We start from the raw sequence: 25,063 nt of genomic DNA on the forward strand, positions 1-25,063 counted from the left end.
ATTTTGAAAATCAGCATTTTTGGCCTGGGGTATGTGGGCGCGGTATCGGCCGGTTGCCTGGCCACGGACGGTCATGAGGTGATCGGCGTCGATCCCAACCGTACCAAGGTGGACTTGATCAACCAGGGCGTCACGCCCATCATCGAAAAGGACATCGGCGACATGATCGCCGCCACCGTCAAGGCCGGCCGGCTGCGCGCCACGGTCGATGTGCGCGACGCCGTGCTGGGCAGCGACATGTCCTTGATCTGCGTCGGCACACCGTCCCAGCTCAACGGCAACCTGGACTTGAGCCACGTGCGCAAGGTGTGCGAGCAGATCGGCGCCGCCATCAAGGACAAGGCCGGCTTCCACGTGGTGGTGGCGCGCAGCACCATGCTGCCCGGTTCCATGAGCAGCGTGGTGATCCCCACCCTGGAGGCGGCTTCGGGCAAGAAAGCCGGGCTCGACTTCGGCGTCTGCAACAACCCGGAATTCCTGCGCGAAGGCACGGCCGTCTACGATTACTACCACCCGCCCAAGACCGTGATCGGCGAGAGCGACGCCAAGGCCGGCGCCATGCTGGTGCAGCTGTACGAGAAGATGGACGCGCCGCTAGTGCGCACCACGGTGGAAACGGCGGAAATGGTCAAGTACACGGACAACACCTGGCATGCCGTCAAGGTGGCGTTCGCCAACGAGATCGGCAACATCTGCAAGGCGGTCGGCATCGACGGCCATCAGGTGATGGAGATCTTCTGCCAGGACACCAAGCTCAACCTGTCGTCGTATTACATGAAGCCCGGCTTTGCCTTCGGCGGCTCCTGCCTGCCCAAGGACGTGCGCGCGCTGACCTACAAGGCGCGCAGCCTGGACCTGGAACTGCCGCTGCTCAATGCCATCCTGCCATCGAACCAGAAACAAGTCGACAAGGGCTTGAAGATGATCATGGACAAGGGCGCGCGCAAGGTCGGCATCCTCGGTTTCTCGTTCAAGGCCGGCACCGACGATTTGCGCGAATCGCCGCTGGTGGATGTGATCGAGCACTTGCTGGGCAAGGGCTACGAGCTCAAGCTGTACGACAAGAACGTCAACCTGGCCGCGCTGACGGGCGCCAACCAGGACTACATCCTGAACCACATCCCGCACATTTCCAAGCTGATGGTCAATTCCATGGAGGAAGTGCTGGCCTTCGCCGAGACCATCGTGATCGGCAACGGCGCGGCCGAGTTCAAGACCGTGCCGGGCCAGCTCAAGGCCGGCCAGAGCATCGTCGACCTGGTACGTATCAGCAAGGAACAAAGCGGGGGGCAGTACGATGGCATCTGCTGGTAAAGGTAAGCGCAGGGTCCTGATCCTGGTCGAGAACCTGCCGTCGCCGTTCGACCGGCGCGTGTGGCAGGAGGCGACCACCTTGCACGCGCACGGCTACGAAGTGTCCATCATCTGCCCCACGGGCAAGGGCTATGAAGCGCGCTACGAGCAGATCGACGGCATCCACATCCACCGCTACCGGCTGCCGCTGGAGGCGGAGGGCGCCAAGGGCTACCTGGTGGAATACTCGCTAGCGCTGTTCCACACCTTCCGCCTGGCGTGGAAGGTGCAGTTCGCGCGCGGCTTCGACGTGATCCACGCCTGCAATCCGCCCGACCTGCTGTTCCTGATCGGCGGCTTCTTCAAGCTGTTGATGGGCAAGAAGTTCCTGTTCGACCACCACGACATCAACCCGGAGCTGTACGAGGCCAAGTTCGGCCGGCGCGACTTCTTCTACAAGCTGATGGTGCTGTTCGAGCGCTGGTCGTTCAAGACGGCCGACGTGTCGATCGCCACCAACGCGTCGTACAAGAAGATCGCCATCGAACGCGGCGGCATGGACCCGGACAAGTGCTACGTGGTGCGCAGCGGTCCCAAGCTGGACCGCTTGAAAGTGCTGCCGCCGGTGCCTGAACTCAAGCGTGGCAGGGCCTACCTGGTGGGCTACGTGGGCGTGATGGGGGCGCAGGAAGGCATAGACCTGTTGCTGCAATCGGCCCAATACCTGATCCGGACCCTGGGCCGCACCGACGTGCAGTTCGGCCTGGTGGGGGGCGGCACCTCGCTGGAGCAGATGCAACAGATGGCGGCCGCGATGGGCATCGCCGACTATGTGACCTTCACGGGCCGCGTGCCCGACCAGCAACTGCTGGAGATGCTCAACACGGCCGACGTGTGCGTCAACCCGGACGTGGCCAACGACATGAACGACAAGTCGACCATGAACAAGATCATGGAATACATGGCGCTGGGCAAGCCGATCGTCCAGTTCGACCTGGTCGAAGGCAAGGTGTCGGCCCAGGAAGCGTCGCTGTACGCGCGCAAGAACGACCCGGTCGACATGGCGCACAAGATCGTCGAGCTGCTGGACGATCCGGCCCGCCGCGAGCGCATGGGCGCCTATGGCCGCAACCGCGTGATCAATGAACTGGAATGGGAATATGAGGCGCCCAAGCTGCTGGCCGCCTACGAACGCCTGTACTCGGCCAACGCGCCGCGGCCGGACGCCGTGCCGCCTTTCCAACGAAAAGAGAGCAAATGAAGATACTTGTCACCGGCGGCATGGGCTATATCGGCTCCCATACCGTCGTCGAACTGCTGGCCACCGGCCACGAGGTGGTGGTGCTCGACAACCTGTCGAACGCCAAGGCGTCCGTCTATGACCGCGTGTGCGCCATCGCCGGCCGGCCCTTCACCTTCGTCGAAACGGACGTGCGCGACCGGGCCGGCGTGGAGGCCGTGTTCGCGGCCCACGCCATCGACGCCGTGATCCACTTCGCCGGCCTGAAGGCGGTGGGCGAATCGGTCGAGCAGCCGCTGCGCTACTACGACAACAACCTGTCGGGCAGCATCGTGCTGTTCGAGACGATGGCCAAGTTCGGCGTCAAGCGGCTGGTGTTCAGCTCCTCGGCCACCGTGTATGGCGATCCGGCCTCGGTGCCCATCTACGAACACTTCCCGCTGTCGGCCACCAATCCGTATGGCCGCAGCAAGCTGATCGTGGAAGACATGCTGCGCGACCTGTACCGCGCAGATCACAGCTGGCAGATCGCGCTGCTGCGCTACTTCAACCCGGTGGGAGCCCATGAGAGCGGCCTGATCGGCGAGGAACCGAACGGCATCCCCAACAACCTGCTGCCCTACATCGCCCAGGTGGCCGATGGCCGGCGCGCGTTCCTGTCCGTCTACGGCGGCGACTACCCGACCCCGGACGGCACCGGCATGCGCGACTACATCCACGTGGTCGACCTGGCGCTGGGCCATTTGAAGACGCTCGATAAACTGGCGGCCGGTCCCGGCATCGTCACCTACAACCTGGGCACGGGCCGCGGCAACAGCGTGCTGGAGATGGTGCGCGCGTTCGAGCAGGCCAGTGGCCGGCCCGTGCCGTACCAGATCGTGGCCCGCCGCGCCGGCGACATCGCGTCCTGTTACGCGGACGCCGGACTGGCCGAGCGCGAACTGGGCTGGAAGGCCGAGCGCGGTATCGCCCAGATGTGCGTGGACGCATGGCGCTGGCAGTCCAGCCCCAAATAACAAGAGAGACAGCATGAAAGCGATGATATTGGCGGCAGGTAAAGGTACGCGGGTCCGTCCGCTGACCTATGACTTGCCCAAGCCCATGATCCCCATCCTGGGCAAGCCCGTGATGGCCTACCTGATCGAGCACTTGCACCGCTATGGCGTGACGGAGATCATGGTCAACGTCAGCTATCTGCACGAGAAGATCGAGGAGTATTTCGGCGAAGGCCACCAGTTCGACGTGCAGATCGGTTATTCCTTTGAAGGCTACACCAACGACGAGGGCGAGGTGGTGCCCGAGCCGCTCGGTTCGGCCGGCGGCATGAAGAAAATCCAGGAGTTCGGCGGCTTCTTCGACGACACCACCATCGTGCTGTGCGGCGACGCGCTGATCGACCTGGACTTGAAGTCGGCCCTGTTCGAGCACCGCCGCAAGGGTGCGCTGGCCACCGTGATCACCACCGAGGTGCCGTGGGACAAGGTGGAAAGCTATGGCGTGGTGGTCACCGACGCGGCGGGCCGCATCACCCAGTTCCAGGAAAAGCCGCGCCAGCATGAGGCACTGTCGAACCGGGTCAGCACCGGCATCTATATCTTCGAACCGGAAGTGATCGACCTGATCCCTTCCGACCGGCCGTTCGATATCGGCTCAGACCTGTTCCCGCTGCTGGCCGAACGGGGCTTGCCGTTCTATGCCCAGACGCGCCGCTTCAACTGGATCGACATCGGCAGCGTGCGCGACTATTGGGAAGTGTGCCAGAGCGTGTTGATGGGGGAGGTGGCCAACCTGCACATGCCCGGCATCCAGATCAACGACGGCCTGTGGGTCGGCCAGAACACCAGCATCGACTGGCAGGACACGCGCATTGAGGGGCCGGTCTACATCGGCTCGGGCACCCGCATCGAGGCCGGCGTGACCATCGTCGGCCCCACCTGGATCGGCCACGGCAGCCATGTGTGCCGTGGCGCCAACGTGGTGCGCAGTGTGTTGTTCGAATATACTCGTGTGTTAGAAAATGTTTCTTTGAACGAAATGATCGTGTTCAAGGACTATAGTGTCAACCGTGCCGGGGAGATGAAACACGCCTCTGATTACGATTCCGAGGCCTGGGCCAATGCGCGCGACCGGCGCCGTGGGCGGCGTCCGGAACCGAACACTGAATTAATGGAAAAGAGAAATAGAGCATGAAGATTTATCCAGTCATCCTGTCCGGCGGTTCGGGCACCCGTTTGTGGCCGCTGTCGCGCGCCGTGCTGCCCAAGCAGTTGCTGCCGCTGGTGACCGAGCACACCATGTTGCAGGAGACGGCGCTGCGCCTGGCCGGCCGGCCGCAGCTGATGCAGCCGCTGATCGTGTGCGGCAATGAGCACCGCTTCCTGGTGGCCGAACAGATGCGCGAGATCGGCATGGCGCCGCTGGGCATCCTGCTGGAACCGGTGGGCCGCAACACGGCGCCGGCCGTGGCCGCCGCCGCCCACTACCTGCAGGCGATCGATCCGGAGGCCGTGATGCTGGTGCTGCCGGCCGACCACGTGATCGCCGACGTGGACGCGTTCTACGCGGCCATCGAACAGGCGTGCGTGCCGGTGGCCGAGGGTGCGCTGGCCACCTTCGGCATCGTGCCGACGGCGCCGGAAACGGGCTATGGCTACATCCAGAGCGGCGCCGCGGCAGGCGCCCCCCAATGCTACAAGGTCGACCGTTTCGTCGAAAAGCCCAACCTGGAAACGGCCCAGGGCTTTGTGGCGGCCGGTAATTATTACTGGAACAGCGGCATGTTCCTGTTCCGCGCCACCAGCTATCTCGATGAGCTGCGCCAGTTCGCGCCGGCCATCGCCGACGCCTGCGCGGCGGCCGTGGCCCAGGGTTACCGCGACCTCGATTTCTGCCGCCTGGACGAAGCGGCGTTCACGGCCTGCCCGTCGGACTCGATCGACTACGCCGTGATGGAACACACCCGCCACGCCGTGGTGGTGCCGGCCGCGATCGGCTGGAGCGACGTCGGTTCCTGGTCGGCCCTGTGGGAAGTGCAGCAGGGCGACGAGAATGGCAACGTGGTGCGCGGCGACGTCTACCTGGACGACGTGTCCGGTTCGCTGGTGCGGGCCGAGAGCCGCATCGTGGCCGTGGTCGGGGTCAAGGACCTGGTGGTGGTGGAGACGGCCGACGCCGTGCTGGTGACACACAAGGACCAGGTGCAGCGCGTCAAGCAGATCGTCGACCATTTGAAGGCCGAGGGCCGCACCGAGCACCTGCACCACACCAAGGTGTACCGTCCGTGGGGGTGCTACGAGGGCATCGACATGGGCGAGCGCTTCCAGGTCAAGCGCATCACCGTCAATCCGGGCGGCAAGCTGTCGCTGCAGATGCACCACCACCGCGCCGAGCACTGGGTGGTGGTCAGCGGCACGGCCCGCGTCACCTGCGGCGACAAGGTCAGCCTGCTGACGGAAAACGAATCGACCTACATCCCGATCGGCATGAACCACCGGCTGGAAAATCCCGGCAAGGTGCCGCTGCACCTGATCGAAGTGCAGTCGGGCAGCTATCTGGGCGAGGATGACATCGTGCGTTTCGAGGACGTCTACCAGCGCGCCTGAGGCCGCTGGACGGGAACGGGGAAGGCGCTATAATCCGGACGGCGGCATGTGCCGCCGCCCACTTATTCCAAAGGCTCCGTTCTTGCGCGCGTTCCTGACTCTTTGCGGCAGCCTGTGCTGCCTGCCCGCCTTGGCCGGGCCGCCGCCGGCCACGGGCCTGCAATCGTCGCAACTGGCCGTGGTCATCAACGACGATGAACCGAACAGCGTGGCCATCGGCGAATACTACCGCCAGGCGCGCAACATCCCGGCCTGCAATGTGGTGCACGTCAACATTCCCGGCAAACCCCGCAAGCTCACGGCCGACCAGTTCCGCCACCTGCGCAATGTGATCGAGTTGCAGCTGCCGCCCGGCATCCAGGCCGTGCTGATGGTGTGGACGGCGCCGTATGCCGTCGAATGCAATGCCATCACGGCCGCCTTTACGCTCGGTTTCGATGCCGGCCTGTGCGAGAAACCGTGTGAAGCGAGCAAGCCCAGTCCCTATTTCAACGCCGCCTCCAGCCGGCCGTATCCCGATTTTGGCTTGCGGCTGTCGATGCTGATGCCCACCGAGTCGGTGGAGGAGGCCAAGGCCCTGATCATGCGCGGCAAGGCCAGCGGGTTTCGCGTGCAGCCGGCCACGGCCTATTACCTGGCCACCAGCGAGACGGCGCGCAACAGCCGGTCCGTGTACTTTCCCCGCTCCATGGTACTGCCCCAGCAGCAGTTGACCATCCGCACGCTGCGCGCCGACAGCATCGCCGACGTCAAGGACATCATGGTGTACCAGACCGGCAAGGCCAAGGTGGAACAGCTGGAGACGCTGCAATTCCTGCCGGGCGCGCTGGCCGACCACCTGACCTCGTTCGGTGGCGACTTGTTGGGCGAGAGCCAGATGAGCAGCTTGCGCTGGCTGGAGGCGGGCGCCACGGCCAGCTACGGTTCCGTATCCGAGCCTTGCAACTACTGGCAGAAATTCCCCCATCCCACCGTGCTGCTCAAGCATTACCTGGGCGGCGCCACGGCCATCGAAGCCTATTGGCGCAGCGTGGCCTGGCCGGCCCAGGGCCTGTTCATCGGCGAGCCGCTGGCCGCGCCGTACCGCCCGCATTAGGCCACTGACCCCGCCCATTCTTCAGGCCGGTCGGGCCAGGCGGATGTCATCAAGTTGTCATGCCCTGTCATTAATATGTAATTAGCAAGATTGCATATTCAACAGACAGGAAAGACCATGACTTTTTACGTTCCCTCTCACGCCGCGCGCACGGTGGCCACGCTGGGCCGCCGCACCGTGCTGGCCGCGCTGCTGGCCAGCCTGGGCTTGCCGGCGCTCGCTGCCGACGTCGTCATCAGCCAGGTTTATGGCGGCGGCGGCAATTCCGGCGCCACCTACAAAAACGATTTCATCGAGCTGTTCAACCGCGGCGCCAGCCCCGTCAGCCTGAACGGCTGGAGCGTGCAGTACGCCAGCGCCGCCAGCGCGGCCGGCGCAGCCTGGCAAGTGACGCCGCTGCCCAATGTGACGCTGCAACCGGGCCAGTACCTGCTGGTGCAGGAAGCCATGGGCGCCGGCGGCACCACGGCCCTGCCCACGCCGCAGGCCACCGGCACCATCGCCATGAGCGGCACGGCCGGCAAGGTGGCGCTGGCGGCCAGCACCACCGCCTTCAACGTCAGCAATCCCACCGGCGGCGCACTGCGCGACCTGCTTGGCTACGGCAACACGGCCAACGGCTACGAGGGCGCACCCGGCCCCGGCCTGTCCAATACCACGGCCGCCGTGCGCGGTGACTATGGCTGCGCCGACACGGACAGCAACGCGGCCGACTTCAGCACGGCCGCGCCCGCGCCGCGCAACAGCGCCTCGGACCTGCGCGTGTGCGGCGCGCCCGTGGTGCTGCCCATCGTGGCCACCTGTCCGGCCACGCTGGCGCTGGCGGCCGGCAGCGGCGGTGGCGCCATGCTGTCGGCCACGGACGTCGATGGCGTGGTCAACCGCGCCACCATCACATCGGCGGCCGTGCCCGGCATCAGCCTGCTTAACTTCAGCGCCGCCGGCGCGGCGGGCGAGAACGCCAGCGTCAGCCTGAACGTGGGCGGCGCCGTGCCGGTGGGCAGTTACCCGGTGGCCATCAGCTTCGGCAACGACCAGGGCCAGAGCGTCAGCTGCGCCGTCACCGTGAACGTGACGCCACTGGCCGGCATCACCCACAGCATTCCCCAGATCCAGGGCCCGGGCGCCACCAGCCCTTACGCCGGCACCGTGCAAACGACGGAAGGCGTGCTCACGCTCAAAGTGGGGACCGGCTTCTTCATGCAGGACGCGGCGGGCGACGGCGACCCCACCACGTCGGACGGTATCTTCGTCTACACGGGCAGCACCAGCAACAGCGCCCAGCCGGGCGACCAGGTGCGGGTGACGGGCACGGTCTACGAATATACGCCCACCGGCGCCAGCCATTCCGTGACGGAGCTCAAGGACGTGACGGCCGTCGTCACCCAAAGCGGCGGCCACAGCGTCATGCCCACCAATATCGACCTGCCCAACGTCAATCTGGGCCAGGTGGAAGGCATGCTGGTGCGCTTCGTCCGCCCGCTGACCGTGTCGCAATCGGAGTTCCTCGGCACCCGCGGCGAATTGAGCCTGTCATCGGGCCGGCTGGAAGTGCCCACCAACCGCTACCCGCCGCGCACGCCCGAGGCGCTGGCGCTGGCGGCAGCCAACACGCAAAACCTGATCGTGCTCGACGACGGCCTGTTCGTCACCCCACCCACCATTCCCTACCTGGGCCAGGATGGCACCGTCCGCGCCGGCGACACGGTGGCCGACCTGACGGGCGTGATCGACTTTGGCGCCAAGGGCGGTGGCGGGGCGGCCTACAAGCTGCAGCCGACCGTGGCGCCGCAATTTTCGCGCGACAATCCACGTACCACGGCGCCCGCCATCGCGGCCGGCAACGTGCGGGTGGCCAGCGCCAACGTGCTCAATTTCTTCACCACCTTCACCAACGGCGGTAACGTGGAAGGGGCCAGCAACCAGGGCTGTTCGCTGGGGGGCAGCGTGTCCAGGGCCAACTGCCGTGGCGCCGACAACATGACGGAATTCGTGCGCCAGCGCGACAAGATCGTGGGTGAGCTGAAAGCCATCGACGCCGACGTCTACGGCCTGATGGAAATCCAGAACAACGGCGAGACCACGGTCAGCTACCTGGTCAACGCGCTCAACGCGGCCATCGGCGTGCCCACCTACGCGGTGGTGCCCAGGCCGGCCGATACGGGCACGGATGCGATCCGGGTGGCCATGATCTACAAGCCGGCCAAGCTGGCGCTGGTGGGCGGCGCGCTGTCCGATGGCGACAGCATCAACAACCGGCCGCCGATGGCGCAGACCTTCCGCGCCGCCAACGGCGAGAAGTTCTCGCTGGTGGTCAACCACCTCAAGTCCAAGGGCGGCTGCCCCACCGGCACCGGCCCCGACACGGACCGTGGCGACAGCCAGGGTTGCTGGAACGCCACCCGCATCCAGCAGGCCAACCGTCTGCTGGGCAGCTTCGTGCCGCAAGTGGTGGCCGCCGCCGGTGATCCGGACGTGCTGTTGATCGGCGACTTCAATGCGCACGGTTTCGAAGATCCCATCAACGTCATCACGGCCAGCGGCTACGTGAACCAGCTGGAACGCTATGTGCGCCCGAACGGCATGCCGTACTCGTTCATCTTCGACAGCCAGAGCGGCTACCTGGACCACGCACTGGCCAGCGCAACAATGAGCGGCCAGGTGGCCGGCGCCGCGGAATGGCACATCAACGCCGACGAGCCGAGCGTGATCGACTACAACCTGGACGGCAAGCAGCAAGACCTGTACACGGCCCAGCCTTACCGCGCCTCCGACCATGATCCGGTCGTGATCAGCCTGAATCTGCAACCGGCCTACGTGGACGTGAGCGCCAGCGTGCGCGCCGTGGGCAGCGGCCTGGTGTACAACCGCGCCACCGGCAAGTACGGCAGCACGTTCACCGTCACCAACACGGGGGCGGCGGCGCTGAACGGCCCGATCCAGGTCGCATTCGACGGCTTGCCGGCCGGCGTGACCCTGGTCAACGCCACCGGCAGCCACAACGGCGCGCCTTACATCACGGTCGACGCCGCGTCGCTGGCGGCCGGCGCCAGCGTGTCGTTCCCGCTCAGCTTCAGCAAGACGGGCAGCGCCAATATCGGCTACACGGCCAAAGTCTACAGCGGCACTTTTTAAGGAATACCCATGAAATCGTCTTACGTCTTCCCGGCGCTGCGGCGCTGCGCGCTGGCCCTGGCCCTGACGGCCGCCGCCGGCCTGGCCTCGGCCCAATCCATGCATGTGGTGCTCGATACCAGCGGCTGGGGCAGCAGCAGCGGCTGGCTGGACCTGCAATTCAATCCGGCCAGCGTACCGGCCGTGGCGGCCAGTGCGCTGGTCGACCACCTGAGCGGCTTTGACGGCACCAGCGCGCCGCAGCTGAACGGCGACGTGCAGGCGCAGGCGGGCGGCTTCCGGTTCGCCAACAGCACGGACTGGAACGACCTGTTCCACGCGGTCCATCTGGGCGGCAAGCTCAGTTTCGACGTCAGCTTCAACGGCTTGCCCGACCCGTCGCCGGCCGCCATCCCATCGCTGTTCTCGGTCTCGCTGTATGGCGCCGACGGCGTCAGCCAGCTCGGCCATCCGGACGCCGACGGCAGCCTGCTGTCGCTGAGCTGGAACCCGGCCGCCGGCGGCGCCGGCCAGGTCGGTGTGTCGGTGGTCGATGCCGGCGTGGCCAGCGTCAGCCCGGTGCCGGAACCGTCGGCCTGGCTGATGCTGGGCGCCGGCCTGGCGCTGCTGGGCGTGGCCAAGCGCCGCCGCGCCTGACGCGGCTGGACCCGCGCCGCCCCCACGCGCGGCGCGACGCCGACACATGCGATGCCGCCGGCGTCCATGTGTCTTTTTCTTTGGCGGCGGGCAGGGCGTGTGGCGGCACGCGGCCGCTGGATTTATCGCGCCAGTGCCATGCAAGGCCGCCGGGTTGCCAGCCGATGTGGTCAACCGTATAATTAAAATGATCAATTTTTTAATATTTTCTCATGGCCTTGATCGAGTCGAATGACTGTGAGGGAAAAACGACAATGTTGAGAAATGTCAAACAAACGACGGCGGCTGAGGTAAGCTGCCGGTGCCCGCTTGCAGGGCGCTATTAAAAGATTGTCGTAACCTTAAGCCGCGTGGTAGCCTCTGGACTCTGGGCAGGCGCGGGTTGTCGAATTGAGGAGTCGTGTTGATGGATGTGGCAAAGAATCAGGCGGTCACCGGATCGCGCAAGGCCGGCGGCTTCACCTTGCTGGAACTGCTGGTGGTGATCGTCATCATCGGCTTGCTGGCCGCTTACGTGGGACCGAAATATTTCGCCCAGTTGGGCAAGTCGGAAGTGACCATCGCCAAGGCCCAGATCGAAGCGTTTGAAAAGTCGCTCGACACCTACCGGCTCGACGTGGGCCGTTATCCCACCACGGATGAAGGCCTGGCCGCGCTGCTGACGGCGCCCGCCACCGCCGGCGCCAAATGGAACGGTCCCTACCTGAAAAAGGGCGTGCCGGCCGACCCATGGGGCCACCCTTATCAATACCGCGCACCCGGCACCAAGGGCGAATTCGAGATCGTCTCGCTGGGTCGCGATGGCCAGCCGGGCGGCTCGGGCGAAGACGCCGACATCAGCTCGCAATAAACCCGCCCGCACCCGCCGTTCGCCGCCATGCAGTTCGACGTCCGCACCTTGTCGGCCGATATGGTCATCGCCCATCTGCTGATCGATGGCCGCGATGAAGCCGACGCGCGCCGCCAGGTGGAGGCGCGCGGCCTGTTCGTGAGCGCCATCGCGCCCGTGCGGGGCACGCTGCGCACCCGGCGCGGCAAGGGCTTATCCCTGGTACTGTTCAGCCAGGAGTTGCTGGCCCTGCTGACGGCGGGGCTGGGCATCGTCGAAGCGCTGGAAGCGCTGCTGGAAAAGGAAGCCAGCCCCGCCACGCGCGGCGTGCTGGAACGCTTGCTGGCCGGGTTGCGTGAAGGCCAGCGCTTTTCCGCCGTGCTGGCCGACCAGCCGGAACTGTTTCCACCCCTGTACGTGGGCATCGTCAAGGCGGCCGAAGGCACCTCCGACCTGCCGCGCGCCTTGTCCCGTTTTATCGACTACCAGCAGCGCATCGACCTGGTGCGCGGCAAGCTGGTGTCGGCCGCCATTTATCCCTGCATTTTGCTGCTGGTGGGCGGCGGCGTGAGCCTGTTCCTGATCGGTTATGTGGTGCCCCGTTTCGCCGAGGTGTACCAGGGCGCCGGCCGCAACCTGCCGTGGCTGTCGCAGCAGATGCTCAACTGGGGCCAGTTCGCGGGCCAGCACACGGCGCTGCTGCTGGGCGGGATCGCCGCCGTGCTGGCCGGCGTGGGGCTGCTGCTGCGGCGCCTGGCCGGCAGCGGCGGCATGGCCAGCCTGCTGGCGCGTGTGCCCGGCATCGGCGAGCGGGTCCGCATCTACGAGTTGTCGCGCCTGTACCTGACCTTGGGCATGCTGAGCGAAGGCGGCATCACCATCGTGCATGCGATCGAGACGGTGCAGGGCATGGTGTCGCCGTCCGTGCGCGCCGGGCTGCAAGGCGCGCGGGCCGACATCGAGGCCGGCTTGCCGCTGTCGACCGCGTTCGAGCGCAACGCGCTGACCACGCCGATTTCGCTGCGCATGCTGCGGGTGGGTGAACGCACCGGCGACATGGGCCCCATGCTGACCCAGTCGGCCGCTTTCTACGACGGCGAAATCAGCCGCTGGATCGACCGCTTCACGCGTACTTTCGAACCGCTGCTGATGGCCGCCATCGGCCTGGTGGTGGGTGCCATCGTGGTGCTGCTGTATATGCCGATCTTCGATCTGGCGGGGGATATGTCGTGAGCGCGCTGCACTTGCCGGCCATCGACGCGGCCATGCTCACGCGCGCCCGCGCGCTGGCGCTGCAATCGAAACGCACCCTGGTCGAGGAACTGGAAGCCCTGTCCGGCATGGAACCGCGCCTGGTGGTGCAGGCGCTGGCCCAGCCCTTCGGCCTGGAGGTGCTGGAGACGGCCGACATGCTGGCCCAGCAGCCGGCGTTCGATTTGCTGCCGCTGTCGCAGGCGCTGGCGCGCCGCTGCGCGCTGCTGCGCGGGGCCGATGGCGCGCTCACGGGCGTGATTGACGATCCGTTCGATCTCGACCTGCAAACCTGGCTGGGCACGCAGGCACGCGCCACGCCCCACGCGCCGCTGGCCGTGCGGCTGGCGCTGCGGGCCGACATCTCGGCCTATTTGTCCAAGCAGGAGGAATCGGCGCGCGCCACCGACTCGCTGCTGCCGGGCGCCAGCGAAGGCCGGCGCGACGGCAAGACGGCGGCTGTGCTGTCGTTCGCCTCCGTGTCGGAAGCGGCCAGTCCCGCTGTGCGGCTGGTCAATTCCACCTTGTACGATGCGCTCAAGGCGGGCGCCTCCGACATCCACCTGGAGAGCACGGCCGGCGGGTTGGCCGTCAAGTACCGGGTCGATGGCGTGCTCGATCACGCCACTTCCGTCAACGGCATCGAGGTGGCCGAGCAGATCATCTCGCGCCTGAAAGTGCTGGCCGAACTCGATATCGCGGAACGCCGCGTGCCGCAGGACGGCAGCTTCCGGGTCGAGGCGGGCGGGCGCGAGATCGATCTGCGCGTCTCCATCATGCCCAGCATACACGGCGAGGACGCCGTGATCCGTATCCTCGACAAGCGTGCCATGATCGAAGCCTACGGCGCGCTGACGCTGGAGGCGCTCGGCTTCGACGCGCCTTCGCTGGCCACGCTGCGGGTGCTGGCACAGGAAGCCTACGGCATGCTGCTGGTGACGGGACCCACCGGTTCCGGCAAGACCACCACGCTGTATGCGGCGCTGACGGAAATCCACAACGGGCGCGAGAAGATCATCACCATCGAAGACCCGGTCGAATACCAGTTGCCCGGCATCCTGCAGATCCCCGTCAACGAGAAAAAGGGCCTGACCTTCGCCAAGGGCTTGCGCTCGATCTTGCGGCACGACCCGGACAAGATCATGGTGGGTGAGATCCGCGACCGCGAGACGGCCGAAATCGCCGTGCAGTCGGCGCTCACGGGCCACCTGGTGCTGACCACGGTGCACGCTAATAACGTGTTCGACGTGTTCGGCCGCTTCACCCACATGGGCATCGATCCCTACGCCTTCGTGTCGGCACTGAACGGCATCTGGGCCCAGCGCCTGGTGCGCATCAACTGCCCCCATTGCGCCGCGCCGTACACGCCGGACGAGCAGGAACTGGCCAGCGTGGGCCTGGGCCGGGCCGATGCGCAGGACTACCTGTTCATGCAGGGCAAAGGCTGTGGCGATTGCCGCGGCACCGGCTACAAGGGGCGCCGCTCGATCGCTGAAATCCTGACCTTGAACGACGAGATCCGCGAACTGATCGTCGACAAGCGCCCGATCCGCCAGATCAAGCAGGCGGCCCACGCCAACGGCACGCGCAGCCTGCGCCAGGCGGCGCTGGAACTGGTGCGGCGCGGCGGCACCACGCTGGCCGAAATCAAACGGGTGACCCTGCATGCGTAGATTACCGGGACAAGCGTTGCGCATCGGCGTATCCGCCAGCGCCGTCAGCCTGCTGCGCACCAGCCGCTGGCGCGCGGCCGGCCCGGCGCTGACCGTGCTGGCCGAACACGCGTTCTCGCCGGCCGGCGAGCATCCGTTCGACGCCATCGGCAACGCGCTGCGCGCGCTGCTGGGTGAACAGGGGCTGGCAGGCTGGCCGGTCAGCATCGTGCTGGACGACGAATTGACACGCCTGTGGCAAGTCACGCCGCCCGCCGGCGCGGCGCGCCTGGCCGACATCGAAGCGGCGGCCGGGCTGCGCTTTCACACGCTGTACGGCGAGCCGCCGGCTGCCTGGCATATCGCGGCCGATTGGGATGCCAGCCATGCCTTCTTCGCCGCGGCCGTGCCGCGCACGCTGTTGCAGGTGCTGGAGCAGGTGGCGCGGGAACACAAGCTGGCTATCGTTGAAGTCCTCCCTCACTTCATCGCCGCCTGGAACCGCTGGCGGCGCGCGCTCACGCCCGGTGCCTGGTTCGGTGTGATGCACGACGGCCTGCTGACGGTGGCGGCAGTGGAGGGCAAGCGTCTGCGCGCCGTACGCGCGCTGCCGGTGCCGTCCGGCGCCGACCATTACTGGCTGACCCAGGCCTTGACGCGCGAAGCGCTGCTGCATCATGTGGAACCGCCGTCGCGGCTGCAATTGTGCGGCCCGGCGCCAGCCTTGTGGACTGGTCCGGTGAGCAATCCGGCCCATATCCCTTGCGCCGCGCTCGACCTGGCGCAGCGCGCCGGCGAGGCGGCGTGGAGCAGCGCGGCCATGCTGGCCCGTCGCGGGAGCATGGTATGAAACCGTTGCGCATCGATTTCGCACCGCGCGGCTGGCGCCGTACCTTGCACCACCTGCATCCGGCCGTGCTGGCGGCGGGTGTGGCGGGGGCGCTGCTGTGTGCCAGCGCGGCGTTGGGCGGCTGGCATGTGGTGGAATTGCGCCGTGCGCGCGAGCAAGCCTTGCGCCAGCTGGAACAACGTCAGGCGGCGCAGCGCGCCGTGCCGGTGGCGGTGGCCGCCGCGACGATCCCTGAAGCGCAGGCCACGTTCGTCAATGGCGCCGTGATGCAGCTCAATTTGCCGTGGCGCGATTTGCAGGATGCGGTGGCTGGCGCCACGCCGCCCACGGTGGCGCTGCTGGCGCTGGAGCCCGATCCGCGCAAACGGGTGCTCAAGCTCACGGCTGAAACCAAAAGCAGCGACGACATGATCGCCTATGTGGAACAGCTCAAGGAGCAGGAATTGTTCAGCGGAGTACTGCTGACCCGTCACGAGATCAACGAGCAGGACAGCAACCATCCGTTGCGCTTCCAGCTCGAAGCCCATTGGGTGGCGCGGTGAACGGCGTGCAGTTGTCGGCCTTCGCGTTGCGCGCGCGCCTGGCGCTGGCGCGCGTGGGTGCACCCGCCTGCGTGGCGGTGCTGCTGTGCGCGGCCGGTGCGGCCGGGTGGGCCTGGCTGTTGTCGCAGCGGGCCGCGCAGGTGGCGCTGAGCGCGCAACCGTTATCCACCTCCACGCCGGAGACGCTGGTGAGCGCGCCGCCGCCACCCACGGCCGACCAGAACCTGGCCGCGTTCTATGACGTGCTGGGTGAGCAGCGTTACGCGGAACAGCAGGTCAAGCTGCTGTTCCGCCTGGCCGCCAAGGCCAACCTCACGCTCAGCCAGGGCGAATACAAATCCGCCTACGATAAGGCCAGCCGCGTGTCCACCTACCAGATCGTGCTGCCTGTGAAGGGCCCGTACGCGGCCGTCTGGCAGTTCACCTTGCAGGCACTGCGCGCCATGCCGTTCGCGGCGCTCGATGAAGTGAGCTTCCGGCGCGACGCTATCACCGATCCGGCCGTCGAGGCGCGCATCCGCCTCACGCTGTATTTGAAGGATGCGCAAACGGTGGTGCAGCCATGAAGCCGTATCAGATCGCGATGGCGCTGGCGCTGGTGGGCGCGGCTGGCCTGGCCCTGTTCGGGGACAAGACGCCGACGTCTGGCGTGGCCGAGGCGGTGGTGCGTCCGCGCGCCGCCGGCAAGCCAGCGCCCGCGCCTGCATCCGCCCGTGCGCGTGCGCAGCGGGCCGAGTCCAATGCCAGCGCCAGCGCGGCCGCCGGCAGCGGTCCCGCCATCCTGCCGCTGGTGCCGCGCGCGGCGCTGGTGGGCGAGGAGGGCGAGGGCGCGTTCGGCGCCGGCAAGGGCGTGTTCCTGGGCCAGAACTGGACCCCGCCCGCGCCACCGCCGCCGCCACCACCGCCGCCGCCGCCGCCATCGGCGCCACCCTTACCGTTCACTTACATCGGCAAGGCCGCCGCCGACGGCGCGTGGGAAGTCTATTTGAGCCGCGCCGACAAGGTGTACGTGGTGCGCGCCAAAACCGTAATCGACGGCATGTACCGGGTGGACGCCATCGCGCCGCCGCTGATGTCCGTCACCTATCTGCCCATGAATCTGGTTCAACAGCTCAATATTGGAGTGCTCGACTGATGCCTAGTCACCCACAGAAGCGCGCCGGCCGGCGCGTGCTGACGCATTTGGCCCGTGGCCTGGCGCTGCCCGCGCTGGCGCTGGTGCTGGGCGGATGCGCCGCGCAACTGGCTTACCGCGACGGCCGCGACCTGGTCGAACACGACCAGGTGGAAGCGGGACTGCGCAAGTTCCAGGACGCCATCGCGGCCGAACCGGGCAACGCCAAATACCAGGCGGCCTACCTGCAGGCACGCGACCGCGCCATCGTGCGTTATCTGGAACAGGCCGAGCGGGCGCTGGCCGCCGGCCAGTATCCGGTGGCCGAGCAGGGCTTCCAGCGGGTGCTGGCGCTGGACGTGTCGAATGAACGGGGCCGCGCCGGACTGCGCGCCCTGGACGCGGCGCAGCGCCAGGACAAGCTGCTGGCCAGCGCGCGCGAACACGCGGTCAAGGGCGAAAACGAGTTGGCCAGCCAGCAGTTGAACGCCATCCTGACGGAATCGCCCAACCATGAGCAGGCGCGCCAGCTGCTGCGCGAGGTGCAGGCCAAGGTCGCGCCGCCGGTGGCGGAGAGCGGCCTGGCCAAGGCCTTCCGCCAGCCCATTTCGATCGAATTCCGCGACGCGCCCCTGAAGCAGGTGTTCGAAGTGATCGCGCGCCGCTCGGGCCTGAACTTCGTGTTCGACAAGGACGTCAAGACGGACCAGCGGGCCTCCATCTTCCTCAAGAACAGCACGGTGGAATCGGCCATCTACTTCCTGTTGATGACCAACCAGCTGGAACGCCAGGTCATGGACGGCAACACGATTTTGATTTATCCGAACGTGGCGGCCAAGCTGAAGGAATACCAGGAGATGGTGGTCAAGACCTTCTACCTGGCCAATGCCGAAGCCAAGCTGGTGGCCAACACGCTCAAGACCATTCTCAAGTCGCGCGACGTGGTGGTGGACGAAAAGCTCAACCTGCTGATCGTGCGCGACACGCCCGAGGCGATCCGCCTGGCTGAACGGCTGGTGGCCCTGCAGGACACGCCGGAAGCGGAAGTGATGCTGGAAGTGGCGATCCTGGAGATCAAGCGCACCCGCCTGATGGAACTGGGTGTGGCGTGGCCGGCCGGTGTGAGTCTGACGCCGCTGTCGACGTCGGGCGGTACCGGCCTGACCATCCGCGACCTGAATAACCTGAACCAGCGCACGATAGGCATCGCCGGTGTGGGCGGCTCGTTCAACGCCACCATCAACGCCAGCAAGACGGATGGCGACGCCAACCTGCTGGCCAATCCCCGTATCCGCGTGCGCAACAAGGAAAAGGCCAAGATCGTCATCGGCGACAAGGTGCCCGTCATTACCACCACCATTTCGCCCGGTGCCGGCGGCTTCGCCACGGAGTCGGTCAGCTATGTGGACGTGGGCCTGACGCTGAACGCGGAACCGACCATCTACCTCAACAACGAAGTGGGCATCCGGGTGCAGCTGGAAGTGAGTAACCTGGTCAACCAGATCCAGACCAAGTCCGGCACCACGGCTTACCAGATCGGCACCCGCCAGGCCTCCACCATGCTGCAGCTGAAGGATGGCGAGAACCAGGTGCTGGCGGGCTTGATCAACAGCGAGGAACGCAGCACGGGCAGCCATGTGCCAGGCATTGGCGACTTGCCGCTGCTGGGCCGCCTGTTCGGCAGCAACCGCGATGACAACCAGAAGACCGAGATCGTGCTGTCGATCACACCGCATTTAATTCGCAATGTGCAGCGGCCGGAGGCGCAGCAGTCCGAATTCTCGGCCGGCACGGAAGCCAACTTCCGCCGCCGTCCCGACCTGGCGGCGCGCCCGGCGGCCCAGCTGCCGCCCGTGCCGGGTGCCCGCCCGGCCTTGCCCGCGCCGCAGCCCGATGCGGCGCCCGTGTCGCCACCGCCGTCGCAGGTGCAGCCTGGCCCGTTGCCGCCGTCGGCCGTGCAGCCGGTGCCAGTGGCCGTTCCCGTCGCCGTGCCCACGCCGGAGACGGCGCCACCGGCCGAACCGGCGCCCGCGCAGGGACAGTGATGGCATTCATGCAGCGCATGCGCGCCGGCGGCTTCACGCTGATCGAGCTGCTCGTCACGCTGGCCATTCTTGGCCTGCTGGGCACCCTCGTGATCCCGGCCGCGCAGGTGACGATACAGCGCCGCCAGGAGCAGGACTTGCGTTACGCGCTGCATGAGATCCGCGAGGCCATCGACGCCTACAAGCAGGCCTACGACGATGGCCGTATCGCCAAGACGCTGGCCTCGAATGGCTACCCGAAGACGCTGGAGGTGCTGGTGGACGGTGTGCCCGACCTGCGCAATCCCAAGCGCAGCAAGATATTCTTCCTGCGCCGCGTGCCGCGCGACCCGTTCAATCCCGACACCGCCGGCAGCGAAGCGGCCTCCTGGGGCAAGCGCAGTTACGCCAGCGAGGCCGAGGACCCGAAGGAGGGCGAGGATGTGTATGACGTCTACAGTACCAGTGAGCGGGTGGGCCTGAACGGCACCCCGTACCGCAAATGGTGAGCCCCGTGAAACGGCCGCGCGGCGCGGGCTTTACCTTGATCGAACTGCTGGTGGTACTGGGCATCGTTGCGTTGATGTTGACGCTGGCCGTGCCGCGCTACTTCCCCAGCATCGACAAGTCCAAGGAGATCGTCCTGGCCGATAACCTGCGCAACCTGCGCGGCGTGATCGACCAGTATTACTGCGACACGGGCCGCTATCCGGATACGCTGGAACAGCTGGTGGAGAAAAAGTATTTGCGCGAGATGCCCGTGGACCCCATCACCGACAGCAGCAGCACCTGGATCGTGCTGCCGCCGGAAGATGGCAGCAAGGGCGGGGTCTACACCATCAAGAGCGGAGCGCCCGGCAATGACCGCAGCGGCAAGCCATACAGCGACTGGTAGGACGGCGGCCGCCCAGGGCGGCTTCACCTACCTGAGCGTGATCGTGCTGGTGGCCATCATCGGCCTGGTGACGGCCACCACGCTCAAGGTGGGCAGCGTGCTGCAGCGCAGCCGGGCCGAGCGGGAATTACTCAACGTCGGCGCCACCTTCAGTGACGCCCTGCAAAGCTATGCCAGCGCCACCCCGAGCGGCCAGCCTACGCAACCGGGCTCGCTCAAGGACTTGCTGAAGGACCCGCGCTTTCCCGGCACCCGCCGGCACCTGCGCAAGATTTTTGTCGATCCCATCACGGGCAAGGCCGAATGGGGCCTGGTGCGGCTGGGTGAAGGGGAGGGCAAGGAGGGCGTTGGCAAAGGCGATGGCAAGGGCGGCATCGTGGCCGTATACAGCCTGTCGGATGCACCGCCGGTTAAGGTCGGCAACTTTCCCATCCGGTTCCAGGCGTTCGAGGGCCGGGCGCACATCTCGGACTGGAAATTCACGCTGACGGGCAAGCCCGCCACGGCCGCTCCTGTGGCGCCGATACAACCATCGATTCCACTCAAGCATGACGCAACGCCGGTTGATGGCCAGCCCACCGCGCCGGCGCCGGCCGCCGAGCCTGCCGCGCAGCCAGCCGCAGTGCCGGCGCCCGTTGCGCACGCGGACAACGACGCCATCACCACGCCCGCCGAACCGGCCGCCGCGCCGGTGGGCGCGGCGCCACCAGCGGCTGCGCAGCAATAATATTCACGCGGCGGGCCCGCAAATATCACCTATTGTCACGAAAGTAGTGTGCTACAGAAATGCATTTCTCATCATGTAAAAACGTTGATAAAAAACAATTCAAAATGGAATATTTACAATGCGAATTAATGCAAATATGCTACTATTGTGACCAGTAGTACTTCATTAACTTATTGGTTGGCGCAAGCGCAACCAAGTTCATTTTTAGGGATTTTCCTCATGAAATTGAAATATATCGTTGCCGGCCTGCTGGCCGCAGCCTCGTTCTCCGCTTTCGCTGGCGATCAGACGTTGAATATCGTTGCTGACGGCAAAACGCACGTCTTTACCGCTGACATTGGCGACGGCATCCTGTCCGGTGGCCACGACCTGATCACCCTGGGCAACCTGGGTGCTGGCACCTACAAGATCGGCTTGACCGTGTCGGGCCAGAACCTGAGCTTCAACGATGTAACGTCCAACTTGAACGGTCAGCATGGCCATGCCATCGAATTCGATGGTCTGGAGTTCTTCGGTGTGAAATACAATGGCGTAGGCCCATTTGTGCTCGACCTGGCTGGTACGGCTTACAGTGGCGCCGGCTACAGCGGCACCTACAACGTGTCGGCCGTACCTGAGCCAGAAACCTATGGCATGCTGCTGGGCGGCCTGGCACTGATGGGCGTTGTGGCCCGTCGCAAAGCCAAGAAATCGGCTTAATTCGCTGCCAGCGAAATAAAAAAACCCGCTGCGGCGGGTTTTTTTACCTCTGGACTCCGGCGTTGCCTCAGCGGGCCATGCGCTTGAAGTCGCGCAGCCGGAAGCCCATGGCCAGCAGGGCGCCGAAATAGACGGCGCCGCTGACGGCGATGACGAGCAACAAGGCGCCGGCGCGCAGCAGCGCGTGCTGCTGCATGCCCAGCCAGTCCACCAGGCTGGCGCTGTACCAGGCGGCCGCGCCCATGGCGGCGCAGGCCAGCACCACCCGCACGAAGAACCAGCCCCAGCCCGGCAGCGGATGGTAGATGCCGCGCTTGCGCAAGCCCGTGTACAGGAAAGCGGCGTTGACGCAGGCGCCCAGGCCGATCGACAGGGCCAGGCCGGCCACGGCGATGTAGGGTACGAACAGCATATTCATCAACTGGGTCGCCACCAGCACCCCTACCGCGATCTTGACGGGGGTGCGGATGTCCTGGCGCGCATAAAACGCGGGCGCCAGCGTCTTGACCAGGATGATGCCCAGCAGGCCGACGCTGTAGGCGATCAGGGGCCGGGCCGACATGGCGGCCGCGTGGTCGGAGAACTTACCGTAGTGGAACAGCGTCGTGATCAGCGGCTCGGCCAGCGTGGCCATGCCCACGGCCGACGGCAGGGCCAGCAGGAAGGTCAGGCGCAAGCCCCAGTCCAGCAGGTTGGAGTATTCCTCGGTGTCGCCATCGGCGTTGGCTTTGGACAGGCTGGGCAGCAGGATGGTGCCCAGCGCCACGCCCAGCATGGCGGTGGGGAATTCCATCAGCCGGTCCGCGTACGATAGCCAGGAAATACTGCCCTCGGCCAGTCGCGAGGCGATGCTGGTGTTGATCATCAGGCTGATCTGGGCGGCCGAGACGGCGAACACGGCCGGTCCCATCTTTTTCAGCACGCGGCGCACGCCGGGGTCGCTCAGACCGGCCGCCGGGTTCAGCGACAAGCGCGGTAGCATGCCGATGCGCATCAGGGCCGGAACCTGCATGCCCACCTGCAGCACGCCGCCCACGAACACGGCGATGGCCATGGCGTAGATGGGCTGGGCCAGGTGCGATTGCAGGAACAGCGAGGCGGCGATGAACGACAGGTTCAGCAGCACCGGCGTGAAGGCCGGGATCTTGAATTCGCGCCAGGTGTTGAGGATGCCCCCGGCCAGCGCCACGAACGACATGAAGCTAATATAAGGGAACATCAAGCGCGTCATCCACACGGCCGCGTCGAACGCGTCCGGGTCGGCGTGCAGGCCGGTGGCGATCAGGTACACGAACACGGGCGCGCCGACGATGCCGGCCACGCTCACCAGCAGGGTGGCCCACACCAGCGTGTTGGCTACATGGTCGGCCAGCGTCTTGCTCGCCTCCTGGCCGTGCTGGCTCTTGTATTCCGACAGGATGGGGACGAACGCTTGCGAGAACGCGCCTTCGGCGAACAGGCGCCGCAGCAGGTTGGGTATGCGGAACGCGACGATGAAGGCGTCGGTGTAGGCGCCGGCGCCAAAGGCGCGCGCGAACAGGGTTTCGCGCAACAGGCCCGTCACGCGGGAAAGCAGGGTCATGCTGGAGATGCCAGCGAGGGTTTTGAGCAAGTTCATGGGGCGAGATTATAACGGTTGCAATAGTGCTCACGCGCACGTGGCGCTGGAATAGTTGGCCCCGCCGCCCCTGGCTGGCTCAAGAGGCCTTGCAATAATCTGAATTTTTGAATTGCTCCGGTTGAAAAACATCGCTATAATCGAAGGCTGTACAGAATTCTGTTACGCAGACACTAATGTTTGGCAGGCAGTAGTTTGACTCACATGGTTCGGCAGCTGCACTGAACGCACCTGTTTGGCAAACAATAATGTTTGCAAACGCACTTTGACCCTGATTTAGGAAATTCCATGGCAAATACCGCACAAGCGCGCAAACGCGCTCGTCAAGCAGTTAAGCAAAACGCACACAACTCGTCCCAGCGTTCGACCCTGCGCACCGCGATCAAAGCGGTACGTAAAGCGATCCAGGGTGGCGACAAAGCGGCCGCGGCCGCTATCTTCCAGGCATCCGTGTCGACCATCGACAGCATCGCCGACAAGAAGATCATCCACAAAAACAAGGCCGCTCGCCACAAGAGCCGTCTGGCAGCTGCCCTGAAGGCACTGTCCGCTTAATTTCCTGCTGATCGCGGCCACGGCTGCGACAGGGAGTACAGCAAGAGCCCGCCTGACCTCTGGTCAGCGCGGGTTTTGTCGTTTGCGCTTCCCGGTTTCCGCTTCCGTGCCGCGCGCCGCAGTGCGCCATCTTGTTCCGCGCGCCGGCGACGGACGTAAAAAAAGGCAGGACGCGCCTGCCTTTTTGATGGAGCCGGAAAGATTACTTGGCGGCTGGTGCCGAAGCTTCAGCGGAAGCGGAGGCCGAAGCAGCTTTCTTGGCTTTATGGGCTTTCTTGGCTTTCTTCGCAGGAGCAGCGGCTTCGGCCGAAGCGGAAGCGGAAGCAGCGGAAGCCATAGGAGCGGAAGCCGATGCGGATGCCGACGCTGGAGCAGCGGCGAAAGCGGAAGCGGCGAACAGGGATGCAACCAGAGCAGCGATGATTTTAGACATGTCAGTTCCTTTGGCGGTTGAAGAAATCAAGGATTCAAGTGAATCTGCTCTCCTTAACGTGGGCGGGAAATTGTCCGTTGACATGATTTCTCGAAAAAATCCCCATTTTCTGAAAATATTTTTGCTGCGCCGCAACATGGTGCCACTGCTTATTTTCCCAGTTCGGCCGGCGTCACGGCCCGCCATTCACCGGGCATGAGCGGATGGCTGGCCAGCGAAATGGCGCCGATGGCGCTGCGCACCAGCCGCAGCGTGGGCAGGCCGACGGCCGCCGTCATGCGCCGCACCTGGCGATTCTTTCCTTCCTGCAGCGTGATGGCCAGCCAGCTGGTGGGCTGGTCGGCCCGCTGGCGGATCGGCGGGTTGCGCGGCCACAGCCATTCCGGCTCGGCGATGCGCACCGCCTTGCACGGTTGGGTGGTGAAGTCACCCAGGTCGATCGGCGCCTGCAGCCGGGCCAGGCTGTCGGCGTCGGGCACGCCATCCACCTGCACCAGGTAAGTCTTCGGTTGCTTATGGGCGGGGTGGGCGATGTCGTGCTGCAGCTTGCCGTCGTCGGTCAGCAGCAGCAAGCCCTCGCTGTCGGCGTCAAGCCGGCCGGCCGGGTAGATGTTGGGGATCTGCAGGTAGTCAGCCAGGGTGGGGCGGCCTTCCTGCGGCGAGAACTGGCACAGCACCTGGAACGGCTTGTTGAATAGTATTAAAGACATAGTTATATGGAGATCGATTGTGGTGTAGGCTTAAACGCCGGTGACGAAAAAGCCATAGCGCCTGGCAAAATACTGGTGCATAATGTGAAACGCGTGTCTTATGTCTTATAGAAGACTTGAGTTAAGACTCAGCCTAAACGTGGTAAATAGGTAACAAATTCA

24 protein-coding genes are annotated in these 25,063 nt (G+C 65.5%); 21 read left to right on the plus strand and 3 right to left on the minus strand.

From position 1 onward, the window contains the following. Positions 1-3: 3 nt before the first annotated feature. The 20 genes from H3H39_RS23890 to H3H39_RS23985 all read left to right on the plus strand — a co-directional run bounded on the left by H3H39_RS23890 (position 4) and on the right by H3H39_RS23985 (position 21,585). On the plus strand, positions 4-1,314 hold the full coding sequence (locus tag H3H39_RS23890) for a nucleotide sugar dehydrogenase (RefSeq protein ID WP_182156884.1): 1,311 nt from the start codon (positions 4-6) through the stop codon (positions 1,312-1,314). Then, positions 1,298-2,554, plus strand: coding sequence for a glycosyltransferase family 4 protein (locus H3H39_RS23895; RefSeq protein ID WP_182156885.1), 1,257 nt, complete (start codon positions 1,298-1,300; stop codon positions 2,552-2,554). Before H3H39_RS23890 ends, H3H39_RS23895 begins: the two co-directional genes overlap by 17 nt. Beyond that, positions 2,551-3,549 carry a UDP-glucose 4-epimerase GalE gene (gene galE / locus H3H39_RS23900; protein ID WP_182156886.1) on the plus strand — a complete coding sequence of 333 codons (999 nt, stop codon included), beginning with the start codon at positions 2,551-2,553 and terminating at the stop codon, positions 3,547-3,549. Before H3H39_RS23895 ends, galE begins: the two co-directional genes overlap by 4 nt. A 13-nt stretch (positions 3,550-3,562) precedes the next feature. Further along, positions 3,563-4,723 carry a nucleotidyltransferase family protein gene (locus tag H3H39_RS23905; protein ID WP_182156887.1) on the plus strand — a complete coding sequence of 387 codons (1,161 nt, stop codon included), beginning with the start codon at positions 3,563-3,565 and terminating at the stop codon, positions 4,721-4,723. Beyond that, entirely contained in the window at positions 4,720-6,135 is a 1,416-nt protein-coding gene (locus tag H3H39_RS23910) for a mannose-1-phosphate guanylyltransferase/mannose-6-phosphate isomerase (RefSeq protein WP_182156888.1), read from the plus strand. The genes H3H39_RS23905 and H3H39_RS23910 overlap by 4 nt, the downstream gene beginning before the upstream one ends. A gap of 82 nt (positions 6,136-6,217) precedes the next feature. Beyond that, positions 6,218-7,231, plus strand: a complete 1,014-nt coding sequence (locus H3H39_RS23915; RefSeq protein ID WP_311196977.1) for a TIGR03790 family protein — start codon at positions 6,218-6,220, stop codon at positions 7,229-7,231. 117 nt (positions 7,232-7,348) lie between these two features. Continuing rightward, the gene (locus H3H39_RS23920) at positions 7,349-10,366 is read left to right on the plus strand and encodes an ExeM/NucH family extracellular endonuclease (protein ID WP_182156890.1); all 3,018 of its coding nucleotides are present in this window, start codon (positions 7,349-7,351) and stop codon (positions 10,364-10,366) included. A gap of 9 nt (positions 10,367-10,375) precedes the next feature. Then, positions 10,376-11,002, plus strand: a complete 627-nt coding sequence (locus H3H39_RS23925; RefSeq protein ID WP_182156891.1) for an NF038129 family PEP-CTERM protein — start codon at positions 10,376-10,378, stop codon at positions 11,000-11,002. Positions 11,003-11,408: 406 nt separating this feature from the next. Further along, complete coding sequence (gene gspG / locus H3H39_RS23930) at positions 11,409-11,852, plus strand: type II secretion system major pseudopilin GspG (RefSeq protein ID WP_182156892.1); 444 nt, start codon at positions 11,409-11,411, stop codon at positions 11,850-11,852. A 27-nt stretch (positions 11,853-11,879) separates the two neighbouring features. Further along, positions 11,880-13,064 (plus strand): type II secretion system F family protein, encoded by a 1,185-nt coding sequence (locus tag H3H39_RS23935; protein ID WP_182156893.1) that lies wholly within the window; start codon positions 11,880-11,882, stop codon positions 13,062-13,064. A gap of 32 nt (positions 13,065-13,096) precedes the next feature. Further along, positions 13,097-14,755 (plus strand): GspE/PulE family protein, encoded by a 1,659-nt coding sequence (locus tag H3H39_RS23940; RefSeq protein WP_182156967.1) that lies wholly within the window; start codon positions 13,097-13,099, stop codon positions 14,753-14,755. Beyond that, positions 14,748-15,584: a hypothetical protein gene (locus H3H39_RS23945; protein ID WP_182156894.1), complete on the plus strand. Its 837-nt coding sequence runs from the start codon at positions 14,748-14,750 to the stop codon at positions 15,582-15,584. The genes H3H39_RS23940 and H3H39_RS23945 overlap by 8 nt, the downstream gene beginning before the upstream one ends. Continuing rightward, the gene (locus H3H39_RS23950; protein WP_182156895.1) at positions 15,581-16,126 is read left to right on the plus strand and encodes a hypothetical protein; all 546 of its coding nucleotides are present in this window, start codon (positions 15,581-15,583) and stop codon (positions 16,124-16,126) included. The genes H3H39_RS23945 and H3H39_RS23950 overlap by 4 nt, the downstream gene beginning before the upstream one ends. 5 nt (positions 16,127-16,131) lie before the next feature. Continuing rightward, positions 16,132-16,692 (plus strand): hypothetical protein, encoded by a 561-nt coding sequence (locus tag H3H39_RS23955; RefSeq protein WP_311196978.1) that lies wholly within the window; start codon positions 16,132-16,134, stop codon positions 16,690-16,692. Continuing rightward, positions 16,689-17,261 (plus strand): hypothetical protein, encoded by a 573-nt coding sequence (locus H3H39_RS23960; RefSeq protein ID WP_182156897.1) that lies wholly within the window; start codon positions 16,689-16,691, stop codon positions 17,259-17,261. The genes H3H39_RS23955 and H3H39_RS23960 overlap by 4 nt, the downstream gene beginning before the upstream one ends. After that, positions 17,261-19,285 carry a secretin GspD/PilQ domain-containing protein gene (locus H3H39_RS23965; RefSeq protein ID WP_182156898.1) on the plus strand — a complete coding sequence of 675 codons (2,025 nt, stop codon included), beginning with the start codon at positions 17,261-17,263 and terminating at the stop codon, positions 19,283-19,285. The genes H3H39_RS23960 and H3H39_RS23965 overlap by 1 nt, the downstream gene beginning before the upstream one ends. 8 nt (positions 19,286-19,293) lie before the next feature. After that, on the plus strand, positions 19,294-19,773 hold the full coding sequence (locus H3H39_RS23970; protein WP_375540455.1) for a type II secretion system protein: 480 nt from the start codon (positions 19,294-19,296) through the stop codon (positions 19,771-19,773). After that, on the plus strand, positions 19,767-20,159 hold the full coding sequence (locus H3H39_RS23975; RefSeq protein WP_182156899.1) for a type II secretion system protein: 393 nt from the start codon (positions 19,767-19,769) through the stop codon (positions 20,157-20,159). The genes H3H39_RS23970 and H3H39_RS23975 overlap by 7 nt, the downstream gene beginning before the upstream one ends. Further along, positions 20,125-20,886 carry a type II secretion system protein gene (locus tag H3H39_RS23980; RefSeq protein WP_182156900.1) on the plus strand — a complete coding sequence of 254 codons (762 nt, stop codon included), beginning with the start codon at positions 20,125-20,127 and terminating at the stop codon, positions 20,884-20,886. The genes H3H39_RS23975 and H3H39_RS23980 overlap by 35 nt, the downstream gene beginning before the upstream one ends. Positions 20,887-21,105: 219 nt before the next feature. Further along, positions 21,106-21,585, plus strand: a complete 480-nt coding sequence (locus tag H3H39_RS23985) for an FxDxF family PEP-CTERM protein (protein WP_182156901.1) — start codon at positions 21,106-21,108, stop codon at positions 21,583-21,585. Between the two features lie 67 nt (positions 21,586-21,652). On the opposite strand, the gene murJ is transcribed toward H3H39_RS23985, so the two are convergent. Then, positions 21,653-23,203 carry a murein biosynthesis integral membrane protein MurJ gene (gene murJ / locus H3H39_RS23990; protein ID WP_182156902.1) on the minus strand — a complete coding sequence of 517 codons (1,551 nt, stop codon included), beginning with the start codon at positions 23,201-23,203 and terminating at the stop codon, positions 21,653-21,655. A 288-nt stretch (positions 23,204-23,491) separates the two neighbouring features. Between murJ and rpsT the strand changes: the two genes are divergently transcribed. Beyond that, positions 23,492-23,758, plus strand: a complete 267-nt coding sequence (gene rpsT, locus H3H39_RS23995) for a 30S ribosomal protein S20 (protein ID WP_182156903.1) — start codon at positions 23,492-23,494, stop codon at positions 23,756-23,758. A gap of 202 nt (positions 23,759-23,960) precedes the next feature. On the opposite strand, the gene H3H39_RS24000 is transcribed toward rpsT, so the two are convergent. Further along, positions 23,961-24,329 carry a hypothetical protein gene (locus H3H39_RS24000; RefSeq protein ID WP_182156904.1) on the minus strand — a complete coding sequence of 123 codons (369 nt, stop codon included), beginning with the start codon at positions 24,327-24,329 and terminating at the stop codon, positions 23,961-23,963. A gap of 11 nt (positions 24,330-24,340) precedes the next feature. After that, the gene (locus tag H3H39_RS24005) at positions 24,341-24,901 is read right to left on the minus strand and encodes a pseudouridine synthase (protein WP_182156905.1); all 561 of its coding nucleotides are present in this window, start codon (positions 24,899-24,901) and stop codon (positions 24,341-24,343) included. Positions 24,902-25,063 lie beyond the last annotated feature (162 nt).

The sequence above is a fragment of the Rugamonas apoptosis genome, from assembly GCF_014042355.1.
Classification (GTDB): domain Bacteria; phylum Pseudomonadota; class Gammaproteobacteria; order Burkholderiales; family Burkholderiaceae_D; genus Rugamonas; species Rugamonas apoptosis.